Here is a 26,630-nt window from a genome sequence, read left to right as displayed (position 1 = left end):
TTCTCTATTACTATCTTTTAAAGAATGCACTGATATGAGTGCTTATCTCCATCTGTTTGTTCTGGAATAGGGCCTTGGAGACAGGTTTTTTGTCGCTTGGGGCAGCGATTATAGAAAACACATCCTGTTGGTGAAGGAGTCTCGGAAGTGTTTGTCTGATATACTTTTAATTTATGCTCTACACTACGATTTTCTGGAAGATCAGGAAGCTGTGAGTTGAGAAGCATTTGCGTATAAGGATGTTTAGGATTTAAGAAGATGTCTTCAGTGGCTCCTGATTCAACAATTTTCCCTTTATACATGATGATGACTTCCGAACAAAAAGAGCGGACAACAGCTAAATCATGGGAGATAAATAGGTAGCTCATCTTTAACTCTTTTTGTAAGTTCGAGAGCATATTTAGGATTTGCGCTTGCATGGAAAGATCCAAAGCGGAAACTACCTCATCGCATATGATAAGTTTTGGAGCTCCTAATAGGGCTCTAGCTATAGATACTCGCTGTTGTTGACCTCCCGAGAGCTGATGAGGATAACGATAAAAATAATCTGTGGATAGTCCTACAAGTTCTAAAGTTTCTCCAATTACAGAATGGAGTTTGTCTTTTGTAATTATACGATGATGAATAAGAGCATGACCTAAACTATCAAAAATTGTTTTCCTAGGATTTAAAGAAGCCTTAGGATTCTGAAAAACCATCCGCACATAAGAGCGGAGTTTCTTTAAATCATGTTTAGAATACAGCTTGATGGGGGTATTATTAAAAGACAAGTAGCCGGAGGTCAGCGATAATAGTCCAGAAAGTGCTAAAGCTAATGTGGTCTTTCCTGATCCTGATTCTCCAATCAGACCTATAATCTTCCCTGAAGGTATGGAGAAAGAAATATTATCAATAGCTCTTGTTGCTATTGTCTTTCTACAGAACCAGCTTGAACGCTTGTAGTAATATTTTTTTAGCTGATTAGCTTGTACTAAAGGATCATTCATATAGCCAGCACCTTACTTTGTGTCCTTCTCCTATATTTTGAACTTCTGGAGATTCTTTTTTGCATTTCCCATAGGCTTTTGAGCATCTTGGATAATAGCAACATCCTGAAGGCAGGGTGCTATAGTGGGGAGGTTGTCCAGGAATTGCTGTAAATGTTTCGCTTTGCAGCGAAGGGCGTGACGCTAGAAGATCTTGGGTATAGGGATGACAAGGGTTATGGAAAATTTCCTTGGCAGAGGCATATTCTGCCATTCTTCCTGCATAGAGAACGAGTACTTCATCAGAAGTTTCAGCAACAACACCCATATTATGGGTGATGATGAGCAGACTCATGCCTATTTTTTCCTGCAAACCTTTTAATAATTGTAAGATTTGGTATTGAACAGAAACATCAAGAGCTGTTGTTGGTTCATCGGCGATTAAAATTTCCGGAGAGGAAAGAAGCGCCATAGCGATAGATACTCTTTGTAACATTCCTCCGGAGAGCTGATGAGGATAGAGTTTTAGACAAAGTTTGGGATTATGAAATCCTGTATCTATAAGAGCTTGGATAATTTTCTCCCTTCCTTCCTTATGAGGAAGATGAAGATGAGTACGGATAAGTTCTTGAAATTGTTGCTCTATTGTGAATACAGGATTTAAAGAGGATTGAGGATTTTGAAAAATCATAGAGATTTTCGTTCCAAAAATCGATCTTAAGATTCCACGTGGAGCCTCTAACAAATCTTTCCCATGGAAAAGAATTTTTCCTGATGCGGAAAATAAAGGAGAGGGTAATAGCTGCATAAGAGCCTGAGCAGTTACCGATTTCCCGGATCCCGATTCCCCGATAATCGCTAATGTCTTTCCTTTATGTAGATCAAAGGACAATGACTCGATAATAGGGTAGCGTGCCTGACGTTTATTCAGACTTACCGATAGATCTTTAACTTGTAAGATAGGTGAATGAGTCATAAGTCATTTACAAGATCATTAAAGCACGTTATTATTACTAAAAAGGTATTCTTATGCAAACCCTTGCTCGTCTGTTCGGACAGTCTCCTTTTGCCCCGCTACAAGCACACTTGGAAGTCGTAGCATTTTGCGTTCAGCAAATGGTGCCGATCTTCACAGCTTTACGAGACGGGGATTACAAACAGGTACAAATAATCGCGAAGAATATTTCCGATAAGGAATATCAAGCAGATTGTATAAAAAATGATATGCGTAATCATCTGCCTGTAGGCTTATTTATGCCTATATCTCGGGCAGGATTATTGGAAATTATTTCTATACAGGATAGCATCGCTGATGTTTCTGAAGATGTTGCTATCTTACTTACTGTTAGAAGGCTGCGTTTTTATCCGGAATTTGAGAAGATTTTTTTCCAATTCCTACATAAAAGTGTTGAAACTTTTGATCTTACTATGACGGTCATACAGGAATTCAATAAATTACTAGAAAGCTCTTTTGGAGGGCGTAAAGCTGATAAAGCGCGTTTTCTAGTAGGTCGCGTGGCAAAAGCAGAACACGAATGTGATGTTATTCAACGAGAGATCATGCAAATATTTTTCTCTGATGAATTTATCATTTCTGAAAAAGAATTCTATTTATGGCTGCAGGTAATTAAGCGCGCTGCGGGTATTTCTGATAGTTCGGAGAAACTTGCCCATCGAGTTAATATGACGCTGGAAGAAAAGTAATATTTCATGCTTGCCCTACTCATTTTCGTTCTCTTATGCGGTTTTTACACCTCTTGGAATATAGGAGCTAACGACGTTGCTAACGCTGTTGGCCCTAGTGTGGGATCTGGAGTATTGACATTACGTCAGGCTGTAATCATCGCCGCCATTTTTGAATTTTTAGGAGCATTATTCCTTGGAGATCGTGTCGCAGGAACTATAGAAAGTCGTATTGTCTCAGTTTCTGATCCACTGATGGCTTCTGGAGATTATGTTTATGGTATGACGGGAGCCCTATTAGCTACGGGAGTGTGGCTACAATTAGCATCGTATTTTGGATGGCCAGTTTCTACAACGCATTCCATAGTAGGTGCTGTGATTGGCTTTGGTCTTGTTCTTGGCAAGGGAACGGTCATTTATTGGGGATCTGTAGGAGCCATTTTAATTAGTTGGGTGATTTCTCCATTAATGGGGGGATGCATTGCTTATTTGATCTTTTCTTTTATACGTAGAAATATCCTCTATAAGAATGACCCTGTGGGTGCGATGATTCGCATAGCGCCATTTCTTGCGGCTTTTGTGATAATTGTTTTAGGAATAATTATTGTTTGTGGCGGTGTAATCACACGATTAATCCCCCTCCCTTGGGCTTTATTATTAGTTTTCCTTATAGGAGGTCTTGCCTATGCCATTATGTTTAAATATGTGCATACGCCACACTGCTCCTTTATTTGCGAGTCTCCGAAATCAGGAAGTTTGCTTTGTCGTTTAAAAACATGTGGGGGAAACTACGGGAGAAAATATCTCATTGTTGAGAGAATCTTTGCTTATTTACAAATTATCATTGCCTGTTTCATGGCTTTTGCCCATGGATCTAACGATGTAGCTAACGCCATAGCTCCTGTAGCTGGGGTATTGCGACAAGTATACCCTCAAACATATTCTTCTTACACATTAATAGGACTTATGGCTTTTGGTGGTGTCGGATTGATTATAGGGTTATCCGTTTGGGGATGGCGAGTGATTGAAACCGTAGGTTGTAAGATTACCGAATTGACCCCGTCTCGAGGATTTTCTGTAGGCTTAAGTGCTGCTGTTACGATTGCTTTAGCATCAGCTATGGGACTACCCATATCTACAACTCATGTGGTGGTTGGTGCTGTCTTAGGGATAGGTCTTGCCCGTGGTATCCATGCTATTAATTTAAACATTATCAAAGACATTATCATGTCATGGTTTATCACTCTTCCTGCAGGAGCGATACTCTCTATTCTATTTTTCTTTGCTTTAAGAGCGCTCTTCCAGTAAAAATAGGGAAATCATCTTAGATAGTTTCTCAAGGTATATGGATAGATTGACAGTCAGGGACCTTTCCCCAGAAGAAAAAAAGGTTTTAGTTCGTGTAGATTTTAATGTTCCTATAAAAGATGGGAAGATTCTTGATGATATCCGCATTCGTAGCGCCATGCCAACAATTAACTATCTGTTGCAAAAACGCGCCGCCGTAATTTTAATGAGTCATCTAGGACGTCCTAAGGGAACAGGTTTTGAAGAGAAGTATTCTTTGCAGCCTGTTGTTGAAATTTTAGAAGGATACTTAGGACATCATGTACCTTTAGCTCCCGATTGTATCGGGGAGGTTGCGCGTCAGGCAGTAGCACAGTTATCTCCAGGACGTGTGTTGCTATTAGAAAATCTCCGTTTCCATAGAGGAGAAGAGCATCCGGAAGAAGATCCTACATTTGCTGCGGAACTTTCTTCTTATGGAGATTTTTATGTGAATGATGCTTTTGGAACTTCTCATAGAAAACATGCTTCTGTGTACACTGTTCCCCAAGCCTTTCCTGGAAGATCTGCAGCAGGCCTTCTTATGGAAAAAGAACTAGAATTTCTAGGCCAACACCTTCTACTCTCTCCTAAACGTCCTTTTACTGCGATCCTTGGTGGATCTAAAGTATCTTCAAAAATAGGAGTAATAGAAGCCTTACTATCGCAAGTAGATAATTTACTTTTAGCAGGAGGCATGGGATTCACGTTTTTAAAGGCATTGGGAAAATCTGTAGGGAATTCCCTAGTTGAAGAATCAGGAATAGATCTTGCTCGTCGTGTTTTGAAACTTGCTGAGAAGCGTAATGTGCGTATTGTTCTTCCTATAGATGTGAAGGTGGCAAAGACTTGTGAATCCGGAGTAGCATGGTCGGAAATGTTAATAGATCAGGGGATCCCTGCAGATCTTGAAGGTTTAGATATTGGAACCAAAACTATTCAAGAGTTTTGTAAGATCATTGATGCATCAGCAACAGTATTTTGGAACGGTCCCGTTGGTGTTTATGAAGTTCCTCCTTTTGATCAGGGCTCTATGGCAATCGCCAATTGTCTAGCTCGGCATTCTTCCGCAACAACTGTTGTTGGTGGTGGCGATGCTGCTGCTGTCGTTGCGCTAGCAGGATGTACCTCTCAAGTATCACACGTATCAACCGGAGGCGGAGCTTCTCTAGAGTTTTTAGAAAAAGGTTTTTTACCTGGAACAGAAGTTCTATCCCCATCACAAGATTAAGATTTTTAAGGCATTATTTTATGGAGGTCTTGCGTAAGGCCTCTATAATAGATGAAGCCAAGCACTCTTATAACCTCACTTTTCGTTAAGATTTCTTTGATTACGTATTTAAATACGTTCTTTAATTAGTACATTTTTTTGTTTTATTTGATCCATCGTTTTTGATTCATAGTTTATATGGAGAATCATTTCTTAAATGATTCATTAGTAATATCTAAGTGATTTTAAAACGATTCTTTCGTTGTCTAAACGACATCAGCGCATCTTCATATATCTTAAGAGACACATTTTCAGTGTATTGCGTTTTATTTATTTGCTAATTCTTATAGTTTCATTTTATTTCATTTTTATAATTAAACATTGATGTTTTGATTTTGTTTTTAAATAAAAGTGTGCGACTAAATCAATTTTAATTTTAAAATTAAATTATAAAAATGGAGAAAAACTATGGGAATTAATCCAAGTGGTCGCAGCAATAACGATGATCTATGGATTTCTGGAGCTCATCAACAACATCCAGATGTTCAGGATTCTGGAGGGCCTTCTGGAGCCGTAGGACCCCATAGTGTTTCTACACAAAATAATACACCTGAAACCCCGAGTTTGTTATCAAGAATCGGGTCTGCTGTAAGCAATATATTCTCGAGTTTATTTAAAGGGTCTTCTTCACGAGGAAGTTCCCGGGCTTCTTCTCCACAGCCGGGACCATCTGGTAATCGTAGATCCTCAAATGCATCAGTTATGGATGTAGATGGGGATACAAGTAGTATAAAATCTACTGATAGTACGAGCTCCAGTGATAGCGCAAGGTCGACAGAAGGTGCTGCTCGAGGATTAAAAAAGAAAGGCTATACTGCAGGAGTTAAAGCAGAATCCCCAACAGTTCCTCGTAGAGGTGTGGGGTCGCAGCGTCCAAATACACCCCCTCCACCCCCTCCTCCTTCCGCACATGCTCCATCAACAGGTAGGCCAAGACCCTCACGTCCAGCTCCACCGCCACCGACTACTGCGAGTATGTCGCAAACACCATCAACGAGTGGAACAGGATCTAAAAAACGTAAAGCTCCTCAACCTCCGACAGGAGAGCTCACACGTCCAAAATTACAACGTAGTGGAAGTATGTCATCTCTTTCTAGTGTAGATTCTGCAGCTTCTACAGATTCTAGTGTGATGGAGTCACAATCAATAGCGGAGAAGTTAAGAACAGAGTTAGAGATTCATAATACAACAAAACAATCAAAATTAGATTCATTGTCTCTTCAGATTAAAGATCGTTGGACAAAGACAGAATCAGAAGAACCAAAAGAATATCAACTCTCCTGCTTGCAAACGTTAGCAACTAGACTAGGTCAAGCACGTGCAGATATTTTGAAAGAAGCTCGTTTGGTACGCCCAGGAATTAATGAACTTCCATTAAGAATGGCCATTACTCAATCTCGATCGCTATGGGATCTCGGTGAGAAAGAACAAAAACAACAGGGAGAATCTGTACTTCTTCAAGTATTGTCACGTATAGGTCTGGAAGGGAGCTTATTAAGCAATGAAGTAGACTACATCGATTATGTGGATACGCTTGTTGAAGAGTACGGAGATACTGAAGAGAGTTATGATTGGCAACCCACATTACAATCTCTTGCTCGGGATTTAAATGATATAAGAAATAAGAACCCTAATGGTATGCCGAAATTCTGGTCTTCATTTGCTGGAAAGGGAGAGGTTGTTGTAAGGGGCTTCGCGAATAAGTTTATGGCTGCGAACACAGGACGCTATGATTCTTCTTCAGTCAAGGTGGAGACTCGGTGGAATGCAGGAGCTTTAGATTTAATGAAGTTTTTAAGTCCCGAAGTCTATGTAAAAACAGCATCTATCTTAGCCGTTGATGCCTTTAGTTTACCAGAATAGGATTAGGGATTAAATTATGGGATCGCCAATTTCAGGTGGTGGGGGCACTGAGCCTTCATGGAAGGATCTATTTGCGGAAGGAAGCTCCTCTAAAGAAGGAGGAGAGGGTGATGATGTTGATTTAGAAGATCGTATTTCTGAACATATAGGTTCTATTTTTGATGAAAAATATGCAGAACATGGGATTCCTGAAACTAATGCCTCTGAAGGAATGAATAGCGATCTTCAAGGTAGAGTAAACTCAGAGTCTCAGGAAGGTTTTCTCAAAGGTATATTGTCCAGAATTCGTCAAGCAGTCCAAAGATTGTGGTATAACAGATTAGGGACCTCTAATTTTGTAAGACGCGAACCATGTTCTAAAAGTTATAGGGATCTCTTTGTTGAAACAGATTTACCCGCAGAAGCTATCGCTGAAGTTAAAACTGCTCCAGAAGCTACGGTAGGATGTTGTACATCTATAAGACAGTTTTTCATAAATATATTTAAAAAAATGTGTTGCTGCATCTCTAGAAGATGTGTGGAGTCTTCCATAGATTTCTGTGGCGGAGATCCTGAAAGCCCTGAAGGAACTATGGCGCTTGCCTTAATGCTGCGTATGGCTTCTAAATGGTCTGCACAACAAGAAGTTATCACCTATAAATTAGGGAAAGAAGATTACGATGTTACTATAGCAATGGGATTGGCTCCTGTTGCAAGTGTTGTAGAAGCTGATATTATTTTGACGCATCTTCAAGATGTATTGAGGGGAGAGAAAGTACAAGACCCTATAGCGACAGTTCGGGGAATTGCAAAGCTTTCCTCACTGCCTTTCAATGAGCGAATCAATTGTAAAAAAGCTATAGAGACTCTTAAAAAAGCTGATACCGATTATGATTATACATTTATCTTAGATTTAGCCTCGCGTCTTGATGCCCTTGCAGGTAAGGGGTATGAAGAAGCTACTATAGTGAGACAAATTCTCGCATCTTTACGTGATATGCATACAAAGTTAATGGGAGAATACCTCAATTTGTGGGCTGATGATTCTTTACAAACGGGTCTGCAAATTCCTATAAATTATGATTTAGTGGTGACTATTGTTAAGTCCAACTTACCTCATCTAGAAGAGGCGTATCATGGTAATCGTAAGGAATATGAGAAAAGACTTAATGACATGATACAGAACTTTTTCTTCTCCTACGAAACAAGGGAATCTAAGTTAAGGAGATTGTATCAAGGTAATATCGAAAATCCTCAAAAGATAGTGGACGGAGATAAAGAACAATAAAACGGCTATTTTTAGAAATAAAAATAATGCAATAATAATGTCTCTAGAGAATAAGCAAAAAGAAAACGATACGACCGTATTTTTCCCATGATGTTGGATTTGCGATTCTCTACAGACTACTTTCTACGCGTTGTTGAATTAGCTATCCGTGATGGATCGCGTACTCTTGTTTATAATAAGAAACAATCCCTTTTAGAAACTTGGCCTATAAACGCTGCTCTTTCTTCCGATCAAGATGGTATGAAAGAGACTATCCAAAAAGCAATTCGGGAACTTTTTTCACGCTCTGTAATTTCCTATTCTCTATCAGGAAGACTCCTTTCTATTATTGATATGCGTCTACGTCAAGAAACACCTTATACACGTATTTTGTATAGGGTATTTCGTAAAGACACTTTCGCAAAAAAACAGACCATTGTAAAAAAGCTTTTGTTTTTGAAGAACATCATTTTTCTAGAACGTCAACGTCCTTTAAATAAAATCTCTAATGTAGCCAGTTCTGTATTTGGTAAGGAAAAAACAAATTTTTCTTCCTGGGAAGACTTTACTCACGATATCGAAATACATTCAGAAAACATGGATATGAGCTCTTCAATAAAAGAAGGTATGGCTGCAGAATCCTCTTCACAGGTGATCATGGAAGCTTTAATGACTTTCCTGGAAAGCCAAAATACTTATTTGCCTTTGAGTTTAGAACTTTTAGATCAATTTCTTTCAGAGAAAGTATTATCCTTGCACACACTATCAGAAAAAAATTTCCATCTATTAACAGAGCTCAAAGATCTCTATACATTGAGTCGTGAAGATTTCCAAGCAATCATCGGGGGTATTGTTACAGATTCTATTTCTGATGTTCTTACGAATTCTTTAGTGGGATCTCAGCTACTCACTCCCCAAGGAAAAGCCATGGTAAGTACTTGGCAAGAAGTCGCTGAATTTTTTCCTCAAGAAGCTCTATTTGCTCAAGGATTTCTAGCAGAAATCCTACGACGTATTGTGTCTGAAGATTTGAAAACTATTGTTTCGATCACTAATGATGCCACACCAGAGCAAATCGGTAGGATGTATAGTATCCGTGATTGCAGCCCAGGATTGTGGTTGAAAATGATGCGTATACTTTTAATGCGTTGGCTTTTGGACTTCGATAATAAGGTATACTCTTCTTTGAAAAAAAGTATTAACTACTACACACCACAACCGACCTTATGGCAGCAATTTTTATGTATGTTTAAAAAACCCTAACGCTATTTTTTATCTTAAAGTTTCGTTTTCTCTACTTAAGGAATAAAGTTTAAATAGGTATTTTTTCTTTTAAGGTTTTTTCAAAGGAAAATAACATAAAAAAGTGTATACTTTTTCGTTATGGTTCCTTTTCGTCTACATCATTTATATACATTACTTAATGAGCTCTATACCACGCCTATTGGTGAGGTGAATCGTGTGGCTCTGTATTTTAAACAACATCGTTCTTTAGGTTCTAAAGATCGTCAATGGATGAGTACGCGTATTTTTGCTATTTTGCGTCATCGACGGTTATTAGAGGCGCTTATTCAACAAGATAATCAGGAAGTTACTCCTGAAGCTTTAGTAGCCAAAGTTGAAGAAGGAGCTTTGGATGATATTGAAAAATATCAAGATCTTCCCTGGCCTGTGCGTTATTCTGTATCTGATGACCTTGCTGAATGCTTAATTGAAGATTACGGCCAAGAACGAGCTAGGGAACTCTCTGGGATTTTTCTTCAGGAAGCTCCTTGTGCTATTCGTGTGAATACACGACGAACTTCTGTAGAAGATCTTCAAAAACGTTTAGAATATCCCAGTGAACCAGGATCTGTTCCAGGTTCTCTACGTTTTGATAAGCGTTATCCTTTGCAACACAGCGCGGCATTTCATCGTGGTTTATTTGAAGTTCAAGATGAATCATCTCAGAAAATCACTTTGGATATTCCTATAAGTAAAAAAGATCGTATTTTAGATTTTTGTGCGGGAGCTGGGGGAAAAAGTCTAATTTTTGCCGAAAGAGCGCATCATGTTGTTTTACATGATAGCCGTAAGGATGTTTTGGAAGAGGCAAAACAACGTTTGCGTAGAGCGGGAGTAAGAAACTTTTCCATAGGAGAGCAGCATCTAAGAAGAAATAGTTTTTCTATCGTAGTTGTTGATGCTCCTTGTACAGGAACGGGAGTATTTCGACGCCATCCTGAAAAGAAAAGCCAATTTTCTAAAAAGCTTCTTATTACATTCTCTCGAGTACAAAGAAAGATTCTTAGGGAGGCTGTGAATTACGTAAGACCTGGTGGGAAGCTTGTCTATATCACCTGTTCTTTACTTTCTGAAGAAAATGAAAAGCAAGTTGCTTTCATGAAGTCTTTAGGATGGGAAGAAGAACATCACATGCATACCGCATTATCACCAGAAAGTGGAGATGGCTTTTTTGCTGCTCACTTTGTCCGTGCAAGCAGCAAAGTTTCTGCATAGAGTGTGTTATTTATGCATATTCATGGTAAGTATCATCACTCTATGTTTGATAATAACTAGCAATAAGTTATGACACTCTCCTGACGCTTCAGGGAATTTATCAAACTGTAATAAAATATGCAGAAGATTTAAGGGGTCATTCCAGATTTCAGGACGTTTTAATGCACATATTACCTGTTTTAAAAAGTAGGTATGCTGTTCTTCTCTCACGACTTTTGGGTCTTTCCAAAAATGCCAAGCAGATACTTTTGGAGCATCGTCTCTAGAAATGCATAACGTAGCAGATACAAAAGTCTCGGAAAATTCCTCTGCTATTCCCATCATAGGTAGAAAAATAGAGGCAAGTAAGCCACAAACTAGATATTTGCGCATAATATTCCTTATTATCTCAAAATACCCACGTATTTTATGCGAAAATTAGGTTTTCCATAAGCTAAAAGAAAGAGTTATACTATAGGTAATACCGAGAGGATTTCCTTCGGTGCACGCGTGTTTTTCTATAATAGAGAAGTACTAACGTTAAGACAATGTAGGTTCTATACGAAGTAACTATGCGTTTAGTATACAAATAGATTTTTTGGACAGCAGAAGGGTGAATAGTATCCAGTGCATAGAGGGGTTCAGCACGGACTTTCTCTCCAGAGAGGTTGCAAAATACCCAATGGCCAAGAAGATCTCCCTTATGAATAGGAAATTTTGTTGCATGAGGAACGAACGAAATTGTGCGGAGTTCCTCGCCTTCGGAAGCATAAAAATCGTAATAAACTCCTTTACGTAGAGGAACAGTGATCTTCCCTAAAATGCCTAAGCGTAAGGTATATTTGTCTGTAGGGGGGATAAGGTATCTGCGTAAAGTAGGTTCATTAAATACTCCTTCACATAAAGCTATAACATCTTCATAAAGCTCTCCCATAGCAGAATAGCCAGCAGCTATAGTGATAATAGAGCGACCGTGTTTTTTCGCTGAAAAGATAAGATTTTTTCCCGCATCTTTTGTTGTTCCTGTTTTTCCTCCTAACGCAGGAGGATAGTAGTAGGTAGATCCAGGAAGAATGAGTTTATTTGTAAGATTTAGAATTCTCTCTTGGCTGAGATTAGTTGGAGCCATTTTATAGTTGGTAGTCCGAATGACCTGACGAAATAAGGGTTCTTTTAAGCCCTCACGCATAATGGATGTTAAATCTCGTGCCGTTGTGTAGTGGTTAGGGTGATGTAGACCGTGGGGATTATTAAAATGCGTATCCAAACAACCGATTTCTTCTAAGAAGCTATTTAATTGCTTCATGAACTCTACTACAGATCCTGAGCATGCCATTGCTAAGGTGTTAGCAGCATCGTTAGCTGAGCAGATCAATAACGCATGAAAGAGATCCCACCCTGATACTTCTTCTTTGTTTTGTAGCTGTATTGTTACCCCATCGGTCTCTAGCCAATGCGGAGGACTGCGATAGCCTGATTGTTTTTTAGCTTGAGGGGTGATTGAGGCAATAGCATCTTGTTTTACAGTAATAAAACGATTTAAGACGTCGGGATGTTTTTTTAGAATAAATAGGGCTGTAGCTATTTTTGTCATGCTAGCAGGATAGATTCTCTTATCTATATCCTTGGCATAAAGTACTTTGCCTGTTTCTGCGTGGATGATAGCTATGGCATTTCCTCGTGTTTCGGGGAAAGACATGTCCGCATATAAAGGAATTGTAAGTATTCCTAACAGAAAACTAACCAGTCCGGATCTTAAAAAAACTCTTATCATTATAGGGATTTTGATAGCTTGTTACTTAGGTTTGAATCTTTGTGTGAGTCTGAGAAAGCTCTTGACGCCTCTTAAAATAAAGAATTACCATGAGTAAGAGGGAAAATGCTATGAGTTTGGATTTTTTAGAAGAATTTTACCGTCGTTCTATCTGTAACAAAGGAACGGCGTTTCCTGAGGGCTTCATGGATATAGCCGATGTCCTGTCTCATTCCGCATCTGAACTTAAAATCGACTCTATTGGTGATCTTCCTGTTAATAATTTTATCATTGCAGAATCGGCAGATAAACTCACTTTATTTAATGCAGATTTTGCTGTTTGGTTAGTACCAGAGCTTGTCCAAGGAGAGGCTGTGACTCGAGGGTATATTGCTTTATATCACTCTGGAGGTGATTATACCCCAGAAATGGCATTTCAAGCTTCTGGAGAATACAATCAATCCGCATTGATTCTTGAAGCACTTCAGATATATCTACAAGATATAAAAGATACAGAAAGCATGCTGCGTTCTTTTCGCTTTAATCAAGATTAGTTCAGTTATTACGGATTTTTAGGTGTACGATATTGGCATCTCCATGTCTTTCGTATTGGAACTCATCCACAGAGTTTTTCGCTAAAAAGATCCCTAGCCCGCCAAGCTTTCTTTCATCTAAAGGAAGTTGATCCTGAATATCAATGGATGCGGTGAGGGGATTAAAAGAAGACCCATTATCTTTTATAGTGACTTGTAAAGCTTCTTTATTTCCGTTACAGCGAATAGCTATAGTTCCTGGAGATTGTGCTTCTTGGTAGGCATAGGAGATAATATTAACAAGAAGCTCTTCACAGGCAAGCTCTAGCTTTAATAATTTCTCTTTTGGAAATGTTTTTAGCTGTCCTGTCCCTTTAACAAAGTCGAGCATATTGTGAAGTTCACTAAGGAGTGCCGGGAAGACTGCTTCTCCATCAGAAGAGGTCATAATATACCTGTTGAACAATAGTCTCGGCTAAATGAGCGTATAACACACGCCAGGCGCTCTTAATAGCCTCATTATGCATTTCAAATTGACCTAAGGCAAACTGATGAGCATTCACCATGCCTAAATCAGGTTCAAAATCAAAAGAGACCGATTTTCTTGATATACAGTCATCGACTATGACTTGTCCCGAATGTCTGTCAATAAGTTGTACTTTCGCAGATATAGATAAACGCCCCTCACTAGAGACAATAAAATGTCTCGGGGTCTTATCACCAATTTTATTTGGGGCATACGTAAAACCCGTATTCTCGTCAACTTCATTCAGGAGCTGTACTTTGAGAAGGTAGCGAGCGCAGCTTTCTCCATTGCGTATAGGGAGAGAACGCTTCCCTAATTCATAAACAAGAGCTGATGTCAATTGCCCTAAGGAATCCTTATCAATCGGAGAAAGATAAATACCTTCAGAACGTATAGAGCGTCCCAAATCCGATAAAGTTCCTGAAGAATTTAGGATAGAATATCCACTACAAGAACATAGTCCCAGACCAAACAAACAGGAAAACAGGGAAAAAACTAATATACGCATGAGAGATATCTTAAAACTAAGAAGAATGTTTTTCTATTCTATTTAGTCGTTTTTGACACTTAGCTACTAAAGATGACTCAGGATAGTTATCAATAGCTGTAGTGTAATAGATACTCGCAGCATGAGGCTTTTTCTTTTTCTCATAGAAGCGCCCGGTAGCGTACAGTCCTGAAGCATAACGCTCACACATAGAGCTTACATTTGCAGAAACAACATGAGTTAAAGGATGATTGGGGTGCTGTTTTTTGATGGCCTCTTCATTGATCTTCGCTAAATTTAAATATTGCACATTATGAGGTTCTTTTTGCGCCTGCATAAGGTAAATTTCTGAAAGACGAACAAAGGACTTTGGAGATAATGCGTGTGCAGAAAATTGTAATGTTAGTTTTTTAAAAGTTTTAATAGCTTCAGGAAAATCTTTTTTGATAACAAGTAGGTCACCTTTAAGATACAACGCTTGGGCTCCTAAATCTTTATTAGGAAAGGCTGTGAGTATTTCATCATAGATACGCAAAGCATCAGCATCGGCATTAGCTAATTTAGGAAATCCTTCTAAAAGGAATACACGTTTGCGTTTTCCTTGAGCGAAACTCTTCGCTATAGAATATTTCATTAAAAACAATTCTTCAGAATAGTTAGCATCAGGAAGTTGCATATAAGCTGCAAAAGCTTTCTCAGCTAGATCCGGTTGACCATTTTTAAAGTAACATACTCCAGTTAAGTATAAAGCTTCAGTATATAAAGGATCTTTCGAAAAATGATGGGTAATCATACCAAAACAAAGTAACGCTTTGCGGTAACTTTGTTGTTCTAAATAGTGTTTCCCTTCCGAAAGATATTCTTCCGGAGAGTGTTTAGGTACAAACTTTTGAGGAGATAATTTACCAGAAAAAGGCTCAAAAGAAATCGGCCTGGCATGGCATCCAGAACACAAAAGTAGTAATAGAACAGCAAACTGTAAAACAGATTTCATAAATCCGGCATGAAGCTATGATAACAAAACGTTATCATAAAAAAGAAAAAGAGAATTTGTCAAATCCGTTGTTTTTGTTTTATTTACAAAATATATTTTTTTTATTTGATAAAACATTTTTTTATTTAGTAAAATAAATAAAAAGGTTTTTTATGAAAAAGTTAGTTTTGTACTTTGGTACTTTTATTATATCTCTTTTTTGCGGAGTTTTTTTATGGGATAATGTGCCTTGTGCACATAAAGCCATGCAAGTTACTGCAAATTATAGCATTGATGTTTTTGAGAAAAGCTGTCGGTTTGTTCGTAAAGTCTCTGGATTTGAGAGATTACGAGTTTTTGAAAGGAAATTCTCTCCGGAGCAAGTGTTGACTTTCTTCCCAGAACATATCGAAGGAAATGCTTCTGTAGAACTAGCTTTTGTTCCACATACTTTGATGCATGTACGTTTTTCTAGAGAAGATTCTATTAAGAAAATGATGGTGAGTCAAGAGGGTGAAATTCTTTGGAGTTTAGCAAATGGTGAGATGGTCCTTAATACAGGAACATGGGCTTGTTCTAAAGGATTCAGAGAATGCTTAATGCTGAGAGCGGATAAACAAGATGTCAATGTTATACAGGCTCTAGCGAATCTTGGGGGAGCCGCTTCTAAAGAATCCTTGACGCATGCTCTATCTATGAAAAATATCAGAGCTGAGAAGGTAATCCGTGCTTGTCAGAAAAAGAAATTAATTTTTTCAATGGGTAGTCAAATAGGAAGTCATTTCCAACAGCTTCAGCCGATTAAAGGTTGTACAACAACAATTCAATCGTCTCCTGTATGGCTACGAAGACCTCGAGGTTCCTCTATAGTATCGCCACAATTTTCTGAAGATCGCGTAAGCAATCTTGCTGAAATGATTTTTGGAAATAACTTCCTGATTTTAGATAAGATTGTTGTTTATGTTCCTGTGTATAAGGTGTCGTTAGTTGCTGCAGATAATAGTGTACGTATAGAATACGTCAATGCGGTAACAGGAAAGCCATTTTTAGATATTTAAACAGCAATAAACCGAACAGGAAGTTGAGAATTTTCTAAATCTTGTTGAAGACCAGTAGTGTCGTCAGAGACAAAATAGTCTGCATCAGGAGAAATAGAAGCTACACGCTCATTATCCTTTGTGAAAACTAGAGAGAGTGTGCGTGACCCGGGATATTTACGTATAATTTGTTTTAGCAAGCACAGATGGCTATGGCGTAATTGCCCGAGATCAAGAGATAGCTTAACTATAGAAGCCTGAGATCGATTATCAGTAGCTTTTGACATAGTGGATGTTTTCCTCTGATTCGTATCTTTATTAGTTTCTAAGTTTAAATACGACATTTTCTGCATTTGACTTTTGATCTTATCAAACATATCATCGCATTCTTGAAGGAGCTCTTCGTTAATAAGAGAAAGGTCTCTCATCCAGCGGCAAGATAAGCGTAAAGATTCACTACGTTTATCAATAGATAAAATAGCATAAATTAAACGATCTTCTTCTAAAAGTTCCTGTTGTTCGGCGTACATTTCTGGCCATATTGGTAATTCATAAGAATCAACACCATCATTGACACGTAATAAAGCAAATTTTCTTTGTCCTTTTGAAGAAATGCGTGTTGTGATCTTATCGATAATAAATATTGTCCGAATCACTGAACCGTGAGGGAGATTCTCAAATTCTCCCGGGCTCACGACAGAGAGCTGAGATAAAATATCTTTCACGGCATCCATAGGATGCTCAGTAAGATAGATACCCAAAAGTTCTTTTTCTTTCTTGAGTATTTCTTTTTTTGATCTATGAACAACATTTGTAGCCGGAGTCAATGCTAAGGAATGTTCTTGATGCATCGTGTTTAAAGAAAAGAAAGTCATAACTCCAGTAGCAGCTTCTTTCTTCTCTTTAGATATCGTATCGTAGAGAGTTTCTAGAGTGGCTTGAGCAACATCTCTATCAGGTTCAAAAACATCAAAACATCCAGCATCGATTAGGTTTTCTGTATGTTTTTTGGTAACCTTTTTTAAATCAGAGCGTTGGATGAAATCTTGAATGCTTTGATATGGCCCACGTTTTTCTCTCTCTTCAACAATACTTTCTACAAGACCTTTACCTATACCTCGAATAGCTCCCATGGCAAAACGAATGCCTCTATCTGTAGCAACGAAGTTTGTTCCCGACTCATTAATGTCAGGAGGAAGAATACAGATATCCATGCTATGGGCTTCATGGATGAGTTTCCCTACCTTTTCAATGTCATCAGAGTCACAGGTAAGAAGAGCTGCTAACCATTCTTTAGGATAGTTTGCTTTAAGATAGGCAGTTGTATAGGTAATTAATCCGTAAGCAGCCGCATGGGATTTGTTAAATCCATAAGAAGCAAACTTCTCCATCTTATCAAAAATAGTTGTTGCTAAATCTGCATCGATACCATTTTTGCATGCGCGTTCGCAAAATTTCGTACGTTCTTGAAGCATTTGTTTGATGTCTTTTTTACCCATAGCACGGCGTAAGACATCACCTTCCCCTAGAGAATAGCTTGCTAAAGATCCGGCAATTTGCATGACTTGCTCTTGATAGACCATAATACCATAGGTCTCTTTGAGAATAGACTCCATAAGAGGATGATCATACTCTATGATCTCTTTGCCATGCTTCCGATTAATGAAGGAGGGAATCATATCCATAGGACCAGGACGGTATAAAGCACCTATAGCGATGATTTCTTCAAAGGAATCAGGACGAAGATTTTTTGCTAACTCTTGCATCCCCTTAGATTCCATTTGGAATATCCCCATTGTCTTACCTTGATGCAAAAGAGCAAACGTCGTTTTGTCATCCAAAGGGAGAGAGGCCATTTCTAATAACTTTCCAGTTTTCTTTTGGATCGCATGAATAGCAATGTGGATACTCGTCAAAGTTTTCAATCCTAAGAAGTCCACTTTGAGCATGCCTACACTTTCCACAGGCTTCATAGAAAATTGTGTAGTAATCATTGTGGAGTCTTTAGAAATACAAATAGGAATGTGATTGGTTAAACGGTCTCCACAAATGATAACTCCAGCAGCGTGTACTCCTGTATTACGGATAGATCCTTCTAAATGCATGGCCATGTCAATAACCTGAGCAGCTTCAGAGTCATTAGTATATAGCTCATTTAAGTGGGGATCTGTTTCTAAAGCTTTTGCTAATGTAGTATTGAGTTCTGGGATATGCTTAGCAATATGGTTAACTTTAGACAAAGAGACATCTAGAGTTCTCCCTACATCCTTTACAGCCATTTTTGCTTTCATTGTTCCGAAAGTAATAATCTGAGCTACATTATCTTTTCCATGACGTTCTATTGCATAGTTGATAACACGTTCACGCCCTGCCATACAAATATCGATGTCGATATCGGGATAGGATAAACGCTCTGGATTGATAAATCTTTCAAAAAACAAATCGAAACGGATAGGTTCTATTTCTGTGATTCCTAACAAGAATAACATAACAGAACCAGCTCCAGAACCGCGTCCGGGGCCTACAGGGATTTCGTTATCTTTTGCCCATCGGATGATATCCCAAACGATAAGAAGATAATCACACATTCCCTTCGGAATGATAATGGACATCTCCATTTCTAATCGTTCTTTTACTAATTCTAAGGGATTTCGGTCTGGGAACTTTTTAGCAATATGAGCAAGTTGTTCAGAAGTATATTTCGTAGACAACCCTTGTTCACAAAGTTCTCGAAGAAAGGTAGAAGAAGCTTCATAACGTTCTTCTTCTGTATATGTTTGCTTTTTTTTGAGAAACTCAGGCACATAAATAGGGTAGTGCTTATTCGAAAGGTTCAGTTTGAGATTGCATTTATCCGCAACTTCTAAAGTATTGGAGATTGTCTCTGGATGATTAGCAAATAAAATTGCCATTTCTTCCGGAGACTTGAAATAATACTCTCTACTACGGAAAGCTTTTCTTTTAGGATTGGGGATATACGTGTTTTGCTTAGCAATTCTTATTGTTTCCCCTAGTTGCACATTAAGAAGGATCTCATGAGCTAACCAGTCGTTAGGATGGATATAATGAATATCATTAGTAGCTACTGAACGAATTCCTAAACGCTTACTTGTCTCTAATACAGCTTGATTAACCTTTACTTGAGCTTCGATGAATTGATGATACTCATGTTTTAACCATTCTTCACTCAAAGAAGCTATTTTCTCCTCAGACATTTTGTGAAGCTGGATTTCACTGTAAAAATCATCGCCAAATAAGTTTTGATACCAACGAAGATCTTTTTCAAGAGCTTCTTCGGATTCTAACGCAGCTTGAGATACCGAGCTGGACATGCATGCAGATAGACAAATAAGGCCTTCAGAATGTTGGCTAAGGAGTTCTCTATCTATTCTGGGAAAATAATAAAATCCTTCGGTAAATGCTAGGGAGGACAATAAGCAGAGATTACGGTATCCCTGCTCATTTTTACATAGAAGAATAAGGTGATTGGCTACACGGCTTTTTTTCTCTTTCTTTTTATCAAAACGTGAGGAAGGAGCAACATAGACTTCACAACCAATAATAGGCTTAATATTGTTTTGTTGACATTCTTTATAAAACTCAATTGCGCCGTATAAGTTCCCATGATCTGTTAATGCTAGGGAAGGAATTTGATATTCCTTTGCCTTTGCTACAAAGCTCTTAATAGAGCTTGTAGCATCTAAAATGGAATATTGAGAATGACAGTGCAGAGGTATCCAAGTCACTAGTAATCCCTCGAGTCAATCCGTATTACTTTTTAGTTTGTAAACTTTTCTCGGAGGCATTCCATGTAGGGAGGAATAAAACCAAAGCAATTAAAGCACAACCTAGAAGAGCGATAAAGAAACCTCTCCAACCCCAATCTTGGGCTATTTTCCCTAACGGATAACCTGCAAATGCTGCTCCAAAATAAGCAAACCATCCTGCAAAACCGCTAGCGGTACCTGCAGCCTTTTTATGAGACAATTCAGCAGCAGCTAAACCAATCATCATCTGAGGGCCAAATAAGAAGAAGCCGATAACAAAGAGTAGAGTGCCGTCTAACCACCACATATCTTGATTACGGCCATACCACATACCTAGGATTGAAAATAATAGTCCTAAAGAAAATACAACATTCATTGGGCCACGTTTACCCTTGGAAATCTTATCAGATAACCAGCCGGCAATTAACATACCGAAAAGCCCACCGATCTCAAATAGAGAAACACAAAAATTTGCCTTAACAGCAATGTAGCGTTTTGTCTCAATTAAGAATAAGGCGCTCCAATCATTTACAGCCATTCGGACAACATAAATGAAAAATGAAGCAAAAGATAGCAACCAGATCCATTTGTTCTTTAGAACAAAAGTAAAGAGGATTTCTCTGGTAGAGAGCTCTTTTTCTGCCTCTTCTTCTAAAATATCCGCAGTTGTTTCTTCGTGTTTTTTAGATTCTTGTTCTTTTCTATGTTTTTCAATAGCAGGAAGACCTAAAGACTGTGGTGTATCACGGAGACGGTTAATTAAAACAAATCCCATGATAATGCATAGTACTCCGGGGATAAACATAGCCCCACGCCAGCCACAACAATCAATAGCAAATCCTGTAAGAATAGGAATTAAAGCTCCGCCAATATTATGTGATGTACTCCATACGCTCCACCAGGTTCCTCGCTCGGATTTTGAATACCAGTGAGTTAATAAACGGGCACATGGAGGCCAGCCCCATCCTTGAAACCAACCATTAAGTCCCCACCATAAAGCAAATAGAAGAATGGAGGAAGACATCCCGAAGAAGATATTAGTGAATCCTGTGATAATTAAACCCAAGGCCATAAAATAGCGAGGATTTGATTGATCAGACATAACACCACTAACGAATTTACTGATGCCATAACTGATGTATAAAGTACTCCCGATGATCCCTAGTTGTGCTTTATCAAAGCCGAGGTCTGTCATTAGTGTAGGCATGGCAAAGGTAAAACTCTTCCTTGTGAAATAGTAGAAGACATACCCTATGAACATGCTGTAGAAGATTCGAATTCTCCAATACTTGTATTGTTTTTTGACTAATTCTGGATCATCAAGTTCTTTAATGTGCTTGGGGGGCTGAAAGAATTGGGTCCAAATATTCATCATAAGATCTCATGTTTAAATATTTAATATAGTTTCAGTGAAATAGAGAAGACTTGAGGTTAGCATATGAGCAATGAAAAAACAAGAAAGTAATAACATCTTGTAGTATGCGTAAACATTGATTAATTGTAGTTTTCAGTTACTTACTTTAGTATAGATTGATGTAATATTACTTAAGTTTATATCCCTATATTTAAATTGCAGATTTGCTAAAAAAAATTAGAAAATAGTTCGGGAAACTGTGTTATGAAGAGAATAATTGTATTATTCATTAGTTTGTTTTTAACTCCGATTGGAGTTGAGGATAGTAAAGAAACACGTTCCTATGAGAAGAAAACCTGGATAGAAATATTACGAACACATGTTCGTGAATACGAGTTCCCTTGTCAAGAGGTCATAGAACCTCTCTTTTGTGAATCTTTTGACTCTCATGTAAGAAGGGTTTAATTTTGCTCTTTATCCGAATTTGGGATATTCTACTCTTAAATTGTTTAATTAAAGTTAAAGACATACGGTGAAAGTAGCTTTGCCCAAAGGGGTTTTTGATATATTCCCTTATATTACTGATGCAAAACATATGTGGAGACATACTTCCTTATGGCATCGGGTAGAAGATGTTATTCATGAGGTATGTGATTTATATGGATTTTCAGAGATCCGTACGCCTGTTTTTGAAAAGTCAGAAGTTTTTTTGCACGTCGGAGAACAAAGCGATATTGTAAAAAAAGAAATGTATACTTTTCTAGATAAGAAGGGACGGTCGTTAACATTACGTCCTGAAGGAACGGCTCCAATAGTGCGTTCTTTCATAGATAATCCCATGAGTCAGCGTGATGACAATAAGTTCTACTATATCCTTCCCATGTTCCGTTATGAGCGTCAACAATCGGGAAGATATCGTCAGCATCATCAGTTTGGTTTAGAAGCTATAGGAGTGCGACACCCTCTTCGTGATGCAGAAGTTTTAAGTTTGCTTTGGCATTTTTATTCTGCAGTAGGTTTGCAGCATATGCAAATTCAATTAAACTTTTTGGGAGGAGAGGCCACACGTAGGCGCTATGATCAAGTTTTGCGCGAATACTTTCTCCAGCACTTGGACTCTTTATCTTCTTTAAGTAAGGAAAGGTTTAACACAAATCTATTAAGAATATTAGATTCTAAAGAACCAGAAGATCAGGAGATTATTAAATCTGCACCACCAATTCTTGAGTATATTTCTGATGAAGATCAAAAATATTTTGATGAGATTCTTTCTGCTTTAAGTACTTTAAATATTCCCCATTCCATTAATCCAAGATTAGTCCGTGGTTTAGACTATTATACTGATGTAGTTTTTGAAGCGATCACGACGTTCGGGGGTCATTCTTATGCTTTAGGAGGAGGAGGACGCTATGATGGACTCATTGCTGCATCTGGAGGGCCTGCAACTCCTGCGTGTGGTTTTGGAGTTGGTTTAGAAAGGGTTATTCAAACTCTATTGGCTCAAGAGAATCTGACACTGCCGTCTTCTCATAAATTACGTTTGATTCCTGTTGAACCAGAAGCAGATTCTTTCTGTTTTGTTTGGGCTCAACATTTACGTGGTTTAGGAATTCCTACGGAAGTAGATTGGACGCATAAAAAATTAAAAATCGCTTTAAAAACAGCAGATACAGAGAAAGTAACTTTTGTTTGTCCAATAGGGGAACGAGAGTTGCTTTCAGAGCAATTGACTATTAAAAATATGTCTTTACGTCAAGAGTTCTCTGGTTCAAAGCAAGAGATAGAGCAAAGGTTGCTATATGAAATACAGAACACATCGTTGTAATGAATTATCCCTCAGCAATGTTGGAGAACGCGTGCGCGTATCTGGATGGGTACATCGTTACCGTAATCACGGGGGGGTCGTTTTTATAGATTTACGAGATCGTTTTGGAATTACACAAATAGTATGTCGTGAAGATGAAAAACCTGAATTACATCAGTTAGTTGATTCTGTCCGTTCAGAATGGGTGTTATCTGTAGAAGGCATTGTATGTCGGCGTTTGGAGGGTATGGAAAACTCTAATTTAGCTACAGGAGACATTGAGGTAGACATTGAAAAAGTAGATATTTTATCAAAAGCTAGAAATCTACCCTTCTCTATCTCTGATGAACATATCCATGTAAATGAAGAGTTGCGATTAGAATATCGTTATCTAGATATGCGTCGAGGTCAGATTTTAGATCGGTTGATCTATCGTCATAAAGTTATGTTGGCTTGTCGTCAGTATATGGATAGACAGGGTTTCACTGAGGTTGTTACTCCAGTTTTAGGTAAATCCACTCCTGAAGGAGCTAGGGATTATCTTGTTCCTTCTAGGATATATCCTGGAAGTTTTTATGCTTTACCCCAGTCTCCTCAACTATTTAAACAGATTCTTATGGTAGGTGGTTTAGATCGGTATTTTCAAATAGCCACTTGCTTTAGAGATGAAGATCTTCGAGCTGATCGTCAGCCCGAGTTCTCTCAAATTGATATTGAAATGAGTTTTGCTACTCCCGATGATCTCTTCCCTATTATTGAACAATTAGTAGTTGAGATGTTTGCTGTTCAAGGGATCAAAATTGACCTCCCTTTGCCTAGGATGACATATCAAGAAGCGAAAGATTTATATGGAACAGATAAACCTGATCTTCGATTTGGTTTACAATTACGTGACTGTCGAGAGCATGCAAAACTGTTTTCTTTCTCCATATTTTTAGATCAGCTTGCACAAGGAGGCACAATAAAAGGTTTCTGTGTCCCTAATGGTGCAGATATTTCACGTAAGCAGCTTGATATTTATACAGAGTTTGTAAAGCGTTATGGCGCTATGGGGCTTGTTTGGATTAAAAAGCAGGAAAATGGTGTAGCTTCTAATGTTGCTAAATTTGCTTCTGAAGAAATATTTGAAGCCATGTTCGCTGACTTTAGTGCTAAAGATAATGACATCTTACTTTTGATAGCAGCTCCCGAATCCGTAGCTAACCAATCTTTAGACCATTTACGTAGATTGATTGCTAAAGAACGTTGTTTATATGATGAATCACAATACAATTTTGTTTGGATTACAGATTTTCCTTTGTTTGCTAAAGAAGATGGGAAGATATGTTCAGAGCATCATCCATTTACTTCACCTTTAAATGAGGACATCGCTTTATTGGATACAGATCCTTTATCTGTGCGTTCTTCAAGTTATGATTTAGTTCTTAATGGATATGAAATAGCTTCAGGATCACAGCGTATCCATAATGCAGATTTACAAAATAAAATATTTTCTATTTTAGAGTTATCTCCAGAGAGTATAAAAGAAAAATTCGGCTTCTTTATAGATGCCTTGAGTTTTGGTACACCACCACATTTAGGAATCGCTTTAGGTTTAGATCGTATTATGATGGTGTTGACGGGAGCCGAAGGTATTCGAGAAGTGATAGCTTTCCCAAAAACTCAAAAGGCTGCAGATTTAATGATGAATGCACCTGCGGAAATTATGACTTCCCAATTAAAAGAGCTAAATATTAAGGTAACTTCTTAAATAATTTTATACCTATTTTAGGTGCATGGCACCACATGATATGAGTGTCTAGGCTACAACCATAGGAGAGAAAATATGAAAAAACGATGGCATTTAATTATAATAACAATGGTTGTGTCCTGTTCCATTGCTTCCTGTGACCCCAATTCTCAAAATGAGAACCAAACAGCGCAAGTTGTGGAGAAAAGTACTTCCAATGATTTACAACTTTCTGAAAACCAACAGATATCACGTACTTTCGGTCATTTACTAGCAAGACAGTTACGTAAATCAGAAGATATTATGATGGATATCACTGAGGTTGCTAAAGGGTTGCAAGCTGAGTTAGAATGCAAAAGCGCACCTTTAACTGAATCAGAATATGAGGGAAAAATGGCAGAAATACAGCAATTAGTTTTCGAGAAGAAGGCGAAAGAAAATCTCTCCCTAGCAGAAAAATTCTTACAAGAAAATAAGAAGAATGCGGGTGTTGTGGAAGTGCAGGCTGATAAATTACAATACCGTATTGTGAAAGAAGGTTTAGGCAAAGCTATTTCAGGTAAGCCTTCGGCACTTCTTCATTACAAAGGTACTTTTATCAATGGTCAGGTGTTTAGTAGTTCAGAAGCTAATAAAGAACCTATCCTTCTTCCTTTAGCACAGACAATACCTGGATTTGCTTTAGGAATGCAGGGAATGAAAGAAGGTGAAACTCGTATCCTCTACATTCATCCCGATCTAGCTTACGGAACAGCTGGTCAATTGCCTCCGAACTCCCTATTGATTTTTGAAATTAATTTAATTGAAACTACAGATGATTCTGTAGCGACACAAAATACAGAGAATAAAAATACGGCTTCATGAAAGTAGTTCTCTATAATCCTGATATTCCCCAGAACACGGGGAATATAGGAAGAACTTGTATAGCTCTAGGTGCTGAATTGGTTTTAGTGAGGCCCCTAGGGTTTTCTTTGTTGGATAAATTTGTTAAACGCGCGGGGATGGATTACTGGGATAAAGTCAATCTATCAGTCGTAGATTCTTTAGATGAAGCTTTATCTGGCATAAATCAGAACAAAGTTTTTTGTCTTTCAACCAAAGGTTCACAATACTATGGGGATGTTTCTCTCCCTATGGATGGTGTATATGTTTTTGGTTCTGAATCAAAGGGATTACCTGAAGAAGTGTTAAAAAAATACTACAACCACTGCTATTACTTACCCATGAAGCCTGGAATTAGGTCTTTGAATTTAGCAACAACTGTGGGTGTAGTGCTTTTTGAAGCAGTTCGACAAAATAATCAAAGTGCTTATATCCGCAATGGGGATTAAGAATGTTGATTAATTAACTTAATCAAAGAATCCTTATCTTTTAGTCCGACTACACGATCGATCTCTTTTCCATCTTTAAATAGAATTAAAGTAGGAATTGAAGAAACACCGTACTGTTCTGCTGGTGCAGGATGGTCATCTATGTTTACTTTTCCAATAAGTACTGAGGGGACTTCTGTCGCAAGACTTTCTAACACGGGAGTTAGCATTTTGCAAGGACCACACCATTCGGCAAAAAAATCTATAAGTACTAGGCCCGTGGCGATGAAGGAATTGAAATTTTCAGCAGATACGACTTTGACCATAATTCTCCAATAAGTTCGGGGTATTCGTTTTGAATTTTACTTGCAGCTAAGAAGACTTGAACTTCCATGAGCCTAAGCTCACTAGAACCTGAATCTAGCGCGTCTACCGGTTCCGCCATAGCTGCATGAAGGCAGATTGTAGACATAGGTTAAAAAAAACACAATTCAGAAACTTTTTCAAAGGAAAAGAGAGAAATCTC

At 38.1% G+C, this 26,630-nt stretch carries 24 protein-coding genes and 1 tRNA gene; 14 read left to right on the top strand and 11 right to left on the bottom strand.

Annotated features, from left to right (window positions below; translation table 11 throughout):
• Positions 1-17: 17 nt before the first annotated feature.
• Both O1W69_RS01220 and O1W69_RS01215 read right to left on the bottom strand, forming a co-directional pair.
• On the bottom strand, positions 18-986 hold the full coding sequence (locus tag O1W69_RS01220) for an oligopeptide/dipeptide ABC transporter ATP-binding protein (RefSeq protein ID WP_375793718.1): 969 nt from the start codon (positions 984-986) through the stop codon (positions 18-20).
• Complete coding sequence (locus O1W69_RS01215) at positions 979-1,941, bottom strand: ABC transporter ATP-binding protein (protein ID WP_375793717.1); 963 nt, start codon at positions 1,939-1,941, stop codon at positions 979-981. Before O1W69_RS01215 ends, O1W69_RS01220 begins: the two co-directional genes overlap by 8 nt.
• A 53-nt stretch (positions 1,942-1,994) precedes the next feature.
• Here O1W69_RS01215 and O1W69_RS01210 point away from each other — a divergent pair, with 53 nt between their 5' ends.
• The 7 genes from O1W69_RS01210 to O1W69_RS01180 all read left to right on the top strand — a co-directional run bounded on the left by O1W69_RS01210 (position 1,995) and on the right by O1W69_RS01180 (position 10,852).
• Positions 1,995-2,669 carry a TIGR00153 family protein gene (locus O1W69_RS01210; protein WP_375793716.1) on the top strand — a complete coding sequence of 225 codons (675 nt, stop codon included), beginning with the start codon at positions 1,995-1,997 and terminating at the stop codon, positions 2,667-2,669.
• A 6-nt stretch (positions 2,670-2,675) separates the two neighbouring features.
• Entirely contained in the window at positions 2,676-3,956 is a 1,281-nt protein-coding gene (locus O1W69_RS01205; RefSeq protein WP_375793715.1) for an inorganic phosphate transporter, read from the top strand.
• Positions 3,957-3,993: 37 nt separating this feature from the next.
• Positions 3,994-5,205 (top strand): phosphoglycerate kinase, encoded by a 1,212-nt coding sequence (locus tag O1W69_RS01200; RefSeq protein WP_375793714.1) that lies wholly within the window; start codon positions 3,994-3,996, stop codon positions 5,203-5,205.
• A gap of 447 nt (positions 5,206-5,652) precedes the next feature.
• Positions 5,653-7,107: a SemD/SinC family type III secretion system effector gene (semD, locus tag O1W69_RS01195; RefSeq protein WP_375793713.1), complete on the top strand. Its 1,455-nt coding sequence runs from the start codon at positions 5,653-5,655 to the stop codon at positions 7,105-7,107.
• A gap of 16 nt (positions 7,108-7,123) precedes the next feature.
• On the top strand, positions 7,124-8,374 hold the full coding sequence (locus tag O1W69_RS01190) for a hypothetical protein (RefSeq protein ID WP_375793712.1): 1,251 nt from the start codon (positions 7,124-7,126) through the stop codon (positions 8,372-8,374).
• A gap of 87 nt (positions 8,375-8,461) precedes the next feature.
• Positions 8,462-9,616, top strand: coding sequence for a hypothetical protein (locus O1W69_RS01185; RefSeq protein WP_375793711.1), 1,155 nt, complete (start codon positions 8,462-8,464; stop codon positions 9,614-9,616).
• A gap of 120 nt (positions 9,617-9,736) precedes the next feature.
• Positions 9,737-10,852 (top strand): RsmB/NOP family class I SAM-dependent RNA methyltransferase, encoded by a 1,116-nt coding sequence (locus O1W69_RS01180; protein ID WP_375793710.1) that lies wholly within the window; start codon positions 9,737-9,739, stop codon positions 10,850-10,852.
• A 6-nt stretch (positions 10,853-10,858) separates the two neighbouring features.
• On the opposite strand, the gene O1W69_RS01175 is transcribed toward O1W69_RS01180, so the two are convergent.
• Together O1W69_RS01175 and O1W69_RS01170 are read right to left on the bottom strand one after the other, a co-directional pair.
• Positions 10,859-11,224 carry a hypothetical protein gene (locus O1W69_RS01175; protein WP_375793709.1) on the bottom strand — a complete coding sequence of 122 codons (366 nt, stop codon included), beginning with the start codon at positions 11,222-11,224 and terminating at the stop codon, positions 10,859-10,861.
• A 79-nt stretch (positions 11,225-11,303) separates the two neighbouring features.
• Positions 11,304-12,605, bottom strand: a complete 1,302-nt coding sequence (locus O1W69_RS01170; RefSeq protein WP_375793708.1) for a D-alanyl-D-alanine carboxypeptidase family protein — start codon at positions 12,603-12,605, stop codon at positions 11,304-11,306.
• A gap of 110 nt (positions 12,606-12,715) precedes the next feature.
• On the opposite strand from O1W69_RS01170, the gene O1W69_RS01165 reads away from it, so the two are divergent.
• Positions 12,716-13,138 (top strand): hypothetical protein, encoded by a 423-nt coding sequence (locus O1W69_RS01165; RefSeq protein ID WP_375793707.1) that lies wholly within the window; start codon positions 12,716-12,718, stop codon positions 13,136-13,138.
• Between the two features lies 1 nt (position 13,139).
• On the opposite strand, the gene O1W69_RS01160 is transcribed toward O1W69_RS01165, so the two are convergent.
• The 3 genes from O1W69_RS01160 to O1W69_RS01150 are packed head-to-tail and all read right to left on the bottom strand — an operon-like array spanning position 13,140 to position 15,124.
• A complete protein-coding gene (locus O1W69_RS01160; protein ID WP_375793706.1) occupies positions 13,140-13,565 on the bottom strand; it encodes an ATP-binding protein in 426 nt (141 codons plus the stop codon).
• Positions 13,552-14,151, bottom strand: a complete 600-nt coding sequence (locus O1W69_RS01155) for a lipopolysaccharide-assembly family protein (RefSeq protein WP_375793705.1) — start codon at positions 14,149-14,151, stop codon at positions 13,552-13,554. Before O1W69_RS01155 ends, O1W69_RS01160 begins: the two co-directional genes overlap by 14 nt.
• Before the next feature lie 16 nt (positions 14,152-14,167).
• On the bottom strand, positions 14,168-15,124 hold the full coding sequence (locus tag O1W69_RS01150; RefSeq protein WP_375793704.1) for a tetratricopeptide repeat protein: 957 nt from the start codon (positions 15,122-15,124) through the stop codon (positions 14,168-14,170).
• Between the two features lie 152 nt (positions 15,125-15,276).
• Between O1W69_RS01150 and O1W69_RS01145 the strand changes: the two genes are divergently transcribed.
• A complete protein-coding gene (locus O1W69_RS01145) occupies positions 15,277-16,161 on the top strand; it encodes a hypothetical protein (RefSeq protein WP_375793703.1) in 885 nt (294 codons plus the stop codon).
• Here O1W69_RS01145 and dnaE read toward each other — a convergent pair.
• Together dnaE and O1W69_RS01135 are read right to left on the bottom strand one after the other, a co-directional pair.
• Entirely contained in the window at positions 16,158-19,886 is a 3,729-nt protein-coding gene (gene dnaE, locus O1W69_RS01140; protein WP_375793702.1) for a DNA polymerase III subunit alpha, read from the bottom strand. The genes O1W69_RS01145 and dnaE overlap by 4 nt on opposite strands.
• Positions 19,887-19,911: 25 nt before the next feature.
• A complete protein-coding gene (locus tag O1W69_RS01135; protein ID WP_375793978.1) occupies positions 19,912-21,279 on the bottom strand; it encodes an MFS transporter in 1,368 nt (455 codons plus the stop codon).
• Between the two features lie 246 nt (positions 21,280-21,525).
• Here O1W69_RS01135 and O1W69_RS01130 point away from each other — a divergent pair, with 246 nt between their 5' ends.
• From O1W69_RS01130 to O1W69_RS01110, 5 genes are all read left to right on the top strand, one after another.
• A complete protein-coding gene (locus O1W69_RS01130) occupies positions 21,526-21,726 on the top strand; it encodes a hypothetical protein (protein WP_375793701.1) in 201 nt (66 codons plus the stop codon).
• A 67-nt stretch (positions 21,727-21,793) separates the two neighbouring features.
• Entirely contained in the window at positions 21,794-23,086 is a 1,293-nt protein-coding gene (hisS, locus tag O1W69_RS01125) for a histidine--tRNA ligase (RefSeq protein WP_375793700.1), read from the top strand.
• Positions 23,061-24,815, top strand: coding sequence for an aspartate--tRNA ligase (gene aspS, locus O1W69_RS01120; RefSeq protein ID WP_375793699.1), 1,755 nt, complete (start codon positions 23,061-23,063; stop codon positions 24,813-24,815). Before hisS ends, aspS begins: the two co-directional genes overlap by 26 nt.
• Before the next feature lie 75 nt (positions 24,816-24,890).
• Positions 24,891-25,658 (top strand): FKBP-type peptidyl-prolyl cis-trans isomerase, encoded by a 768-nt coding sequence (locus O1W69_RS01115; protein WP_375793698.1) that lies wholly within the window; start codon positions 24,891-24,893, stop codon positions 25,656-25,658.
• The gene (locus O1W69_RS01110) at positions 25,655-26,125 is read left to right on the top strand and encodes a tRNA (cytidine(34)-2'-O)-methyltransferase (protein WP_375793697.1); all 471 of its coding nucleotides are present in this window, start codon (positions 25,655-25,657) and stop codon (positions 26,123-26,125) included. Before O1W69_RS01115 ends, O1W69_RS01110 begins: the two co-directional genes overlap by 4 nt.
• On the opposite strand, the gene trxA is transcribed toward O1W69_RS01110, so the two are convergent.
• Positions 26,122-26,430, bottom strand: coding sequence for a thioredoxin (trxA, locus tag O1W69_RS01105; protein ID WP_213240115.1), 309 nt, complete (start codon positions 26,428-26,430; stop codon positions 26,122-26,124). The two genes, O1W69_RS01110 and trxA, sit on opposite strands and share 4 nt — an antisense overlap.
• A 41-nt stretch (positions 26,431-26,471) precedes the next feature.
• Positions 26,472-26,555 (bottom strand) — tRNA-Leu (locus O1W69_RS01100).
• Positions 26,556-26,630: the final 75 nt, after the last annotated feature.

This window comes from Chlamydia sp. 12-01, from assembly GCF_042234205.1.
Lineage (GTDB): Bacteria > Chlamydiota > Chlamydiia > Chlamydiales > Chlamydiaceae > Chlamydia.
This window is presented reverse-complemented; position numbering and strand designations above follow the sequence as displayed.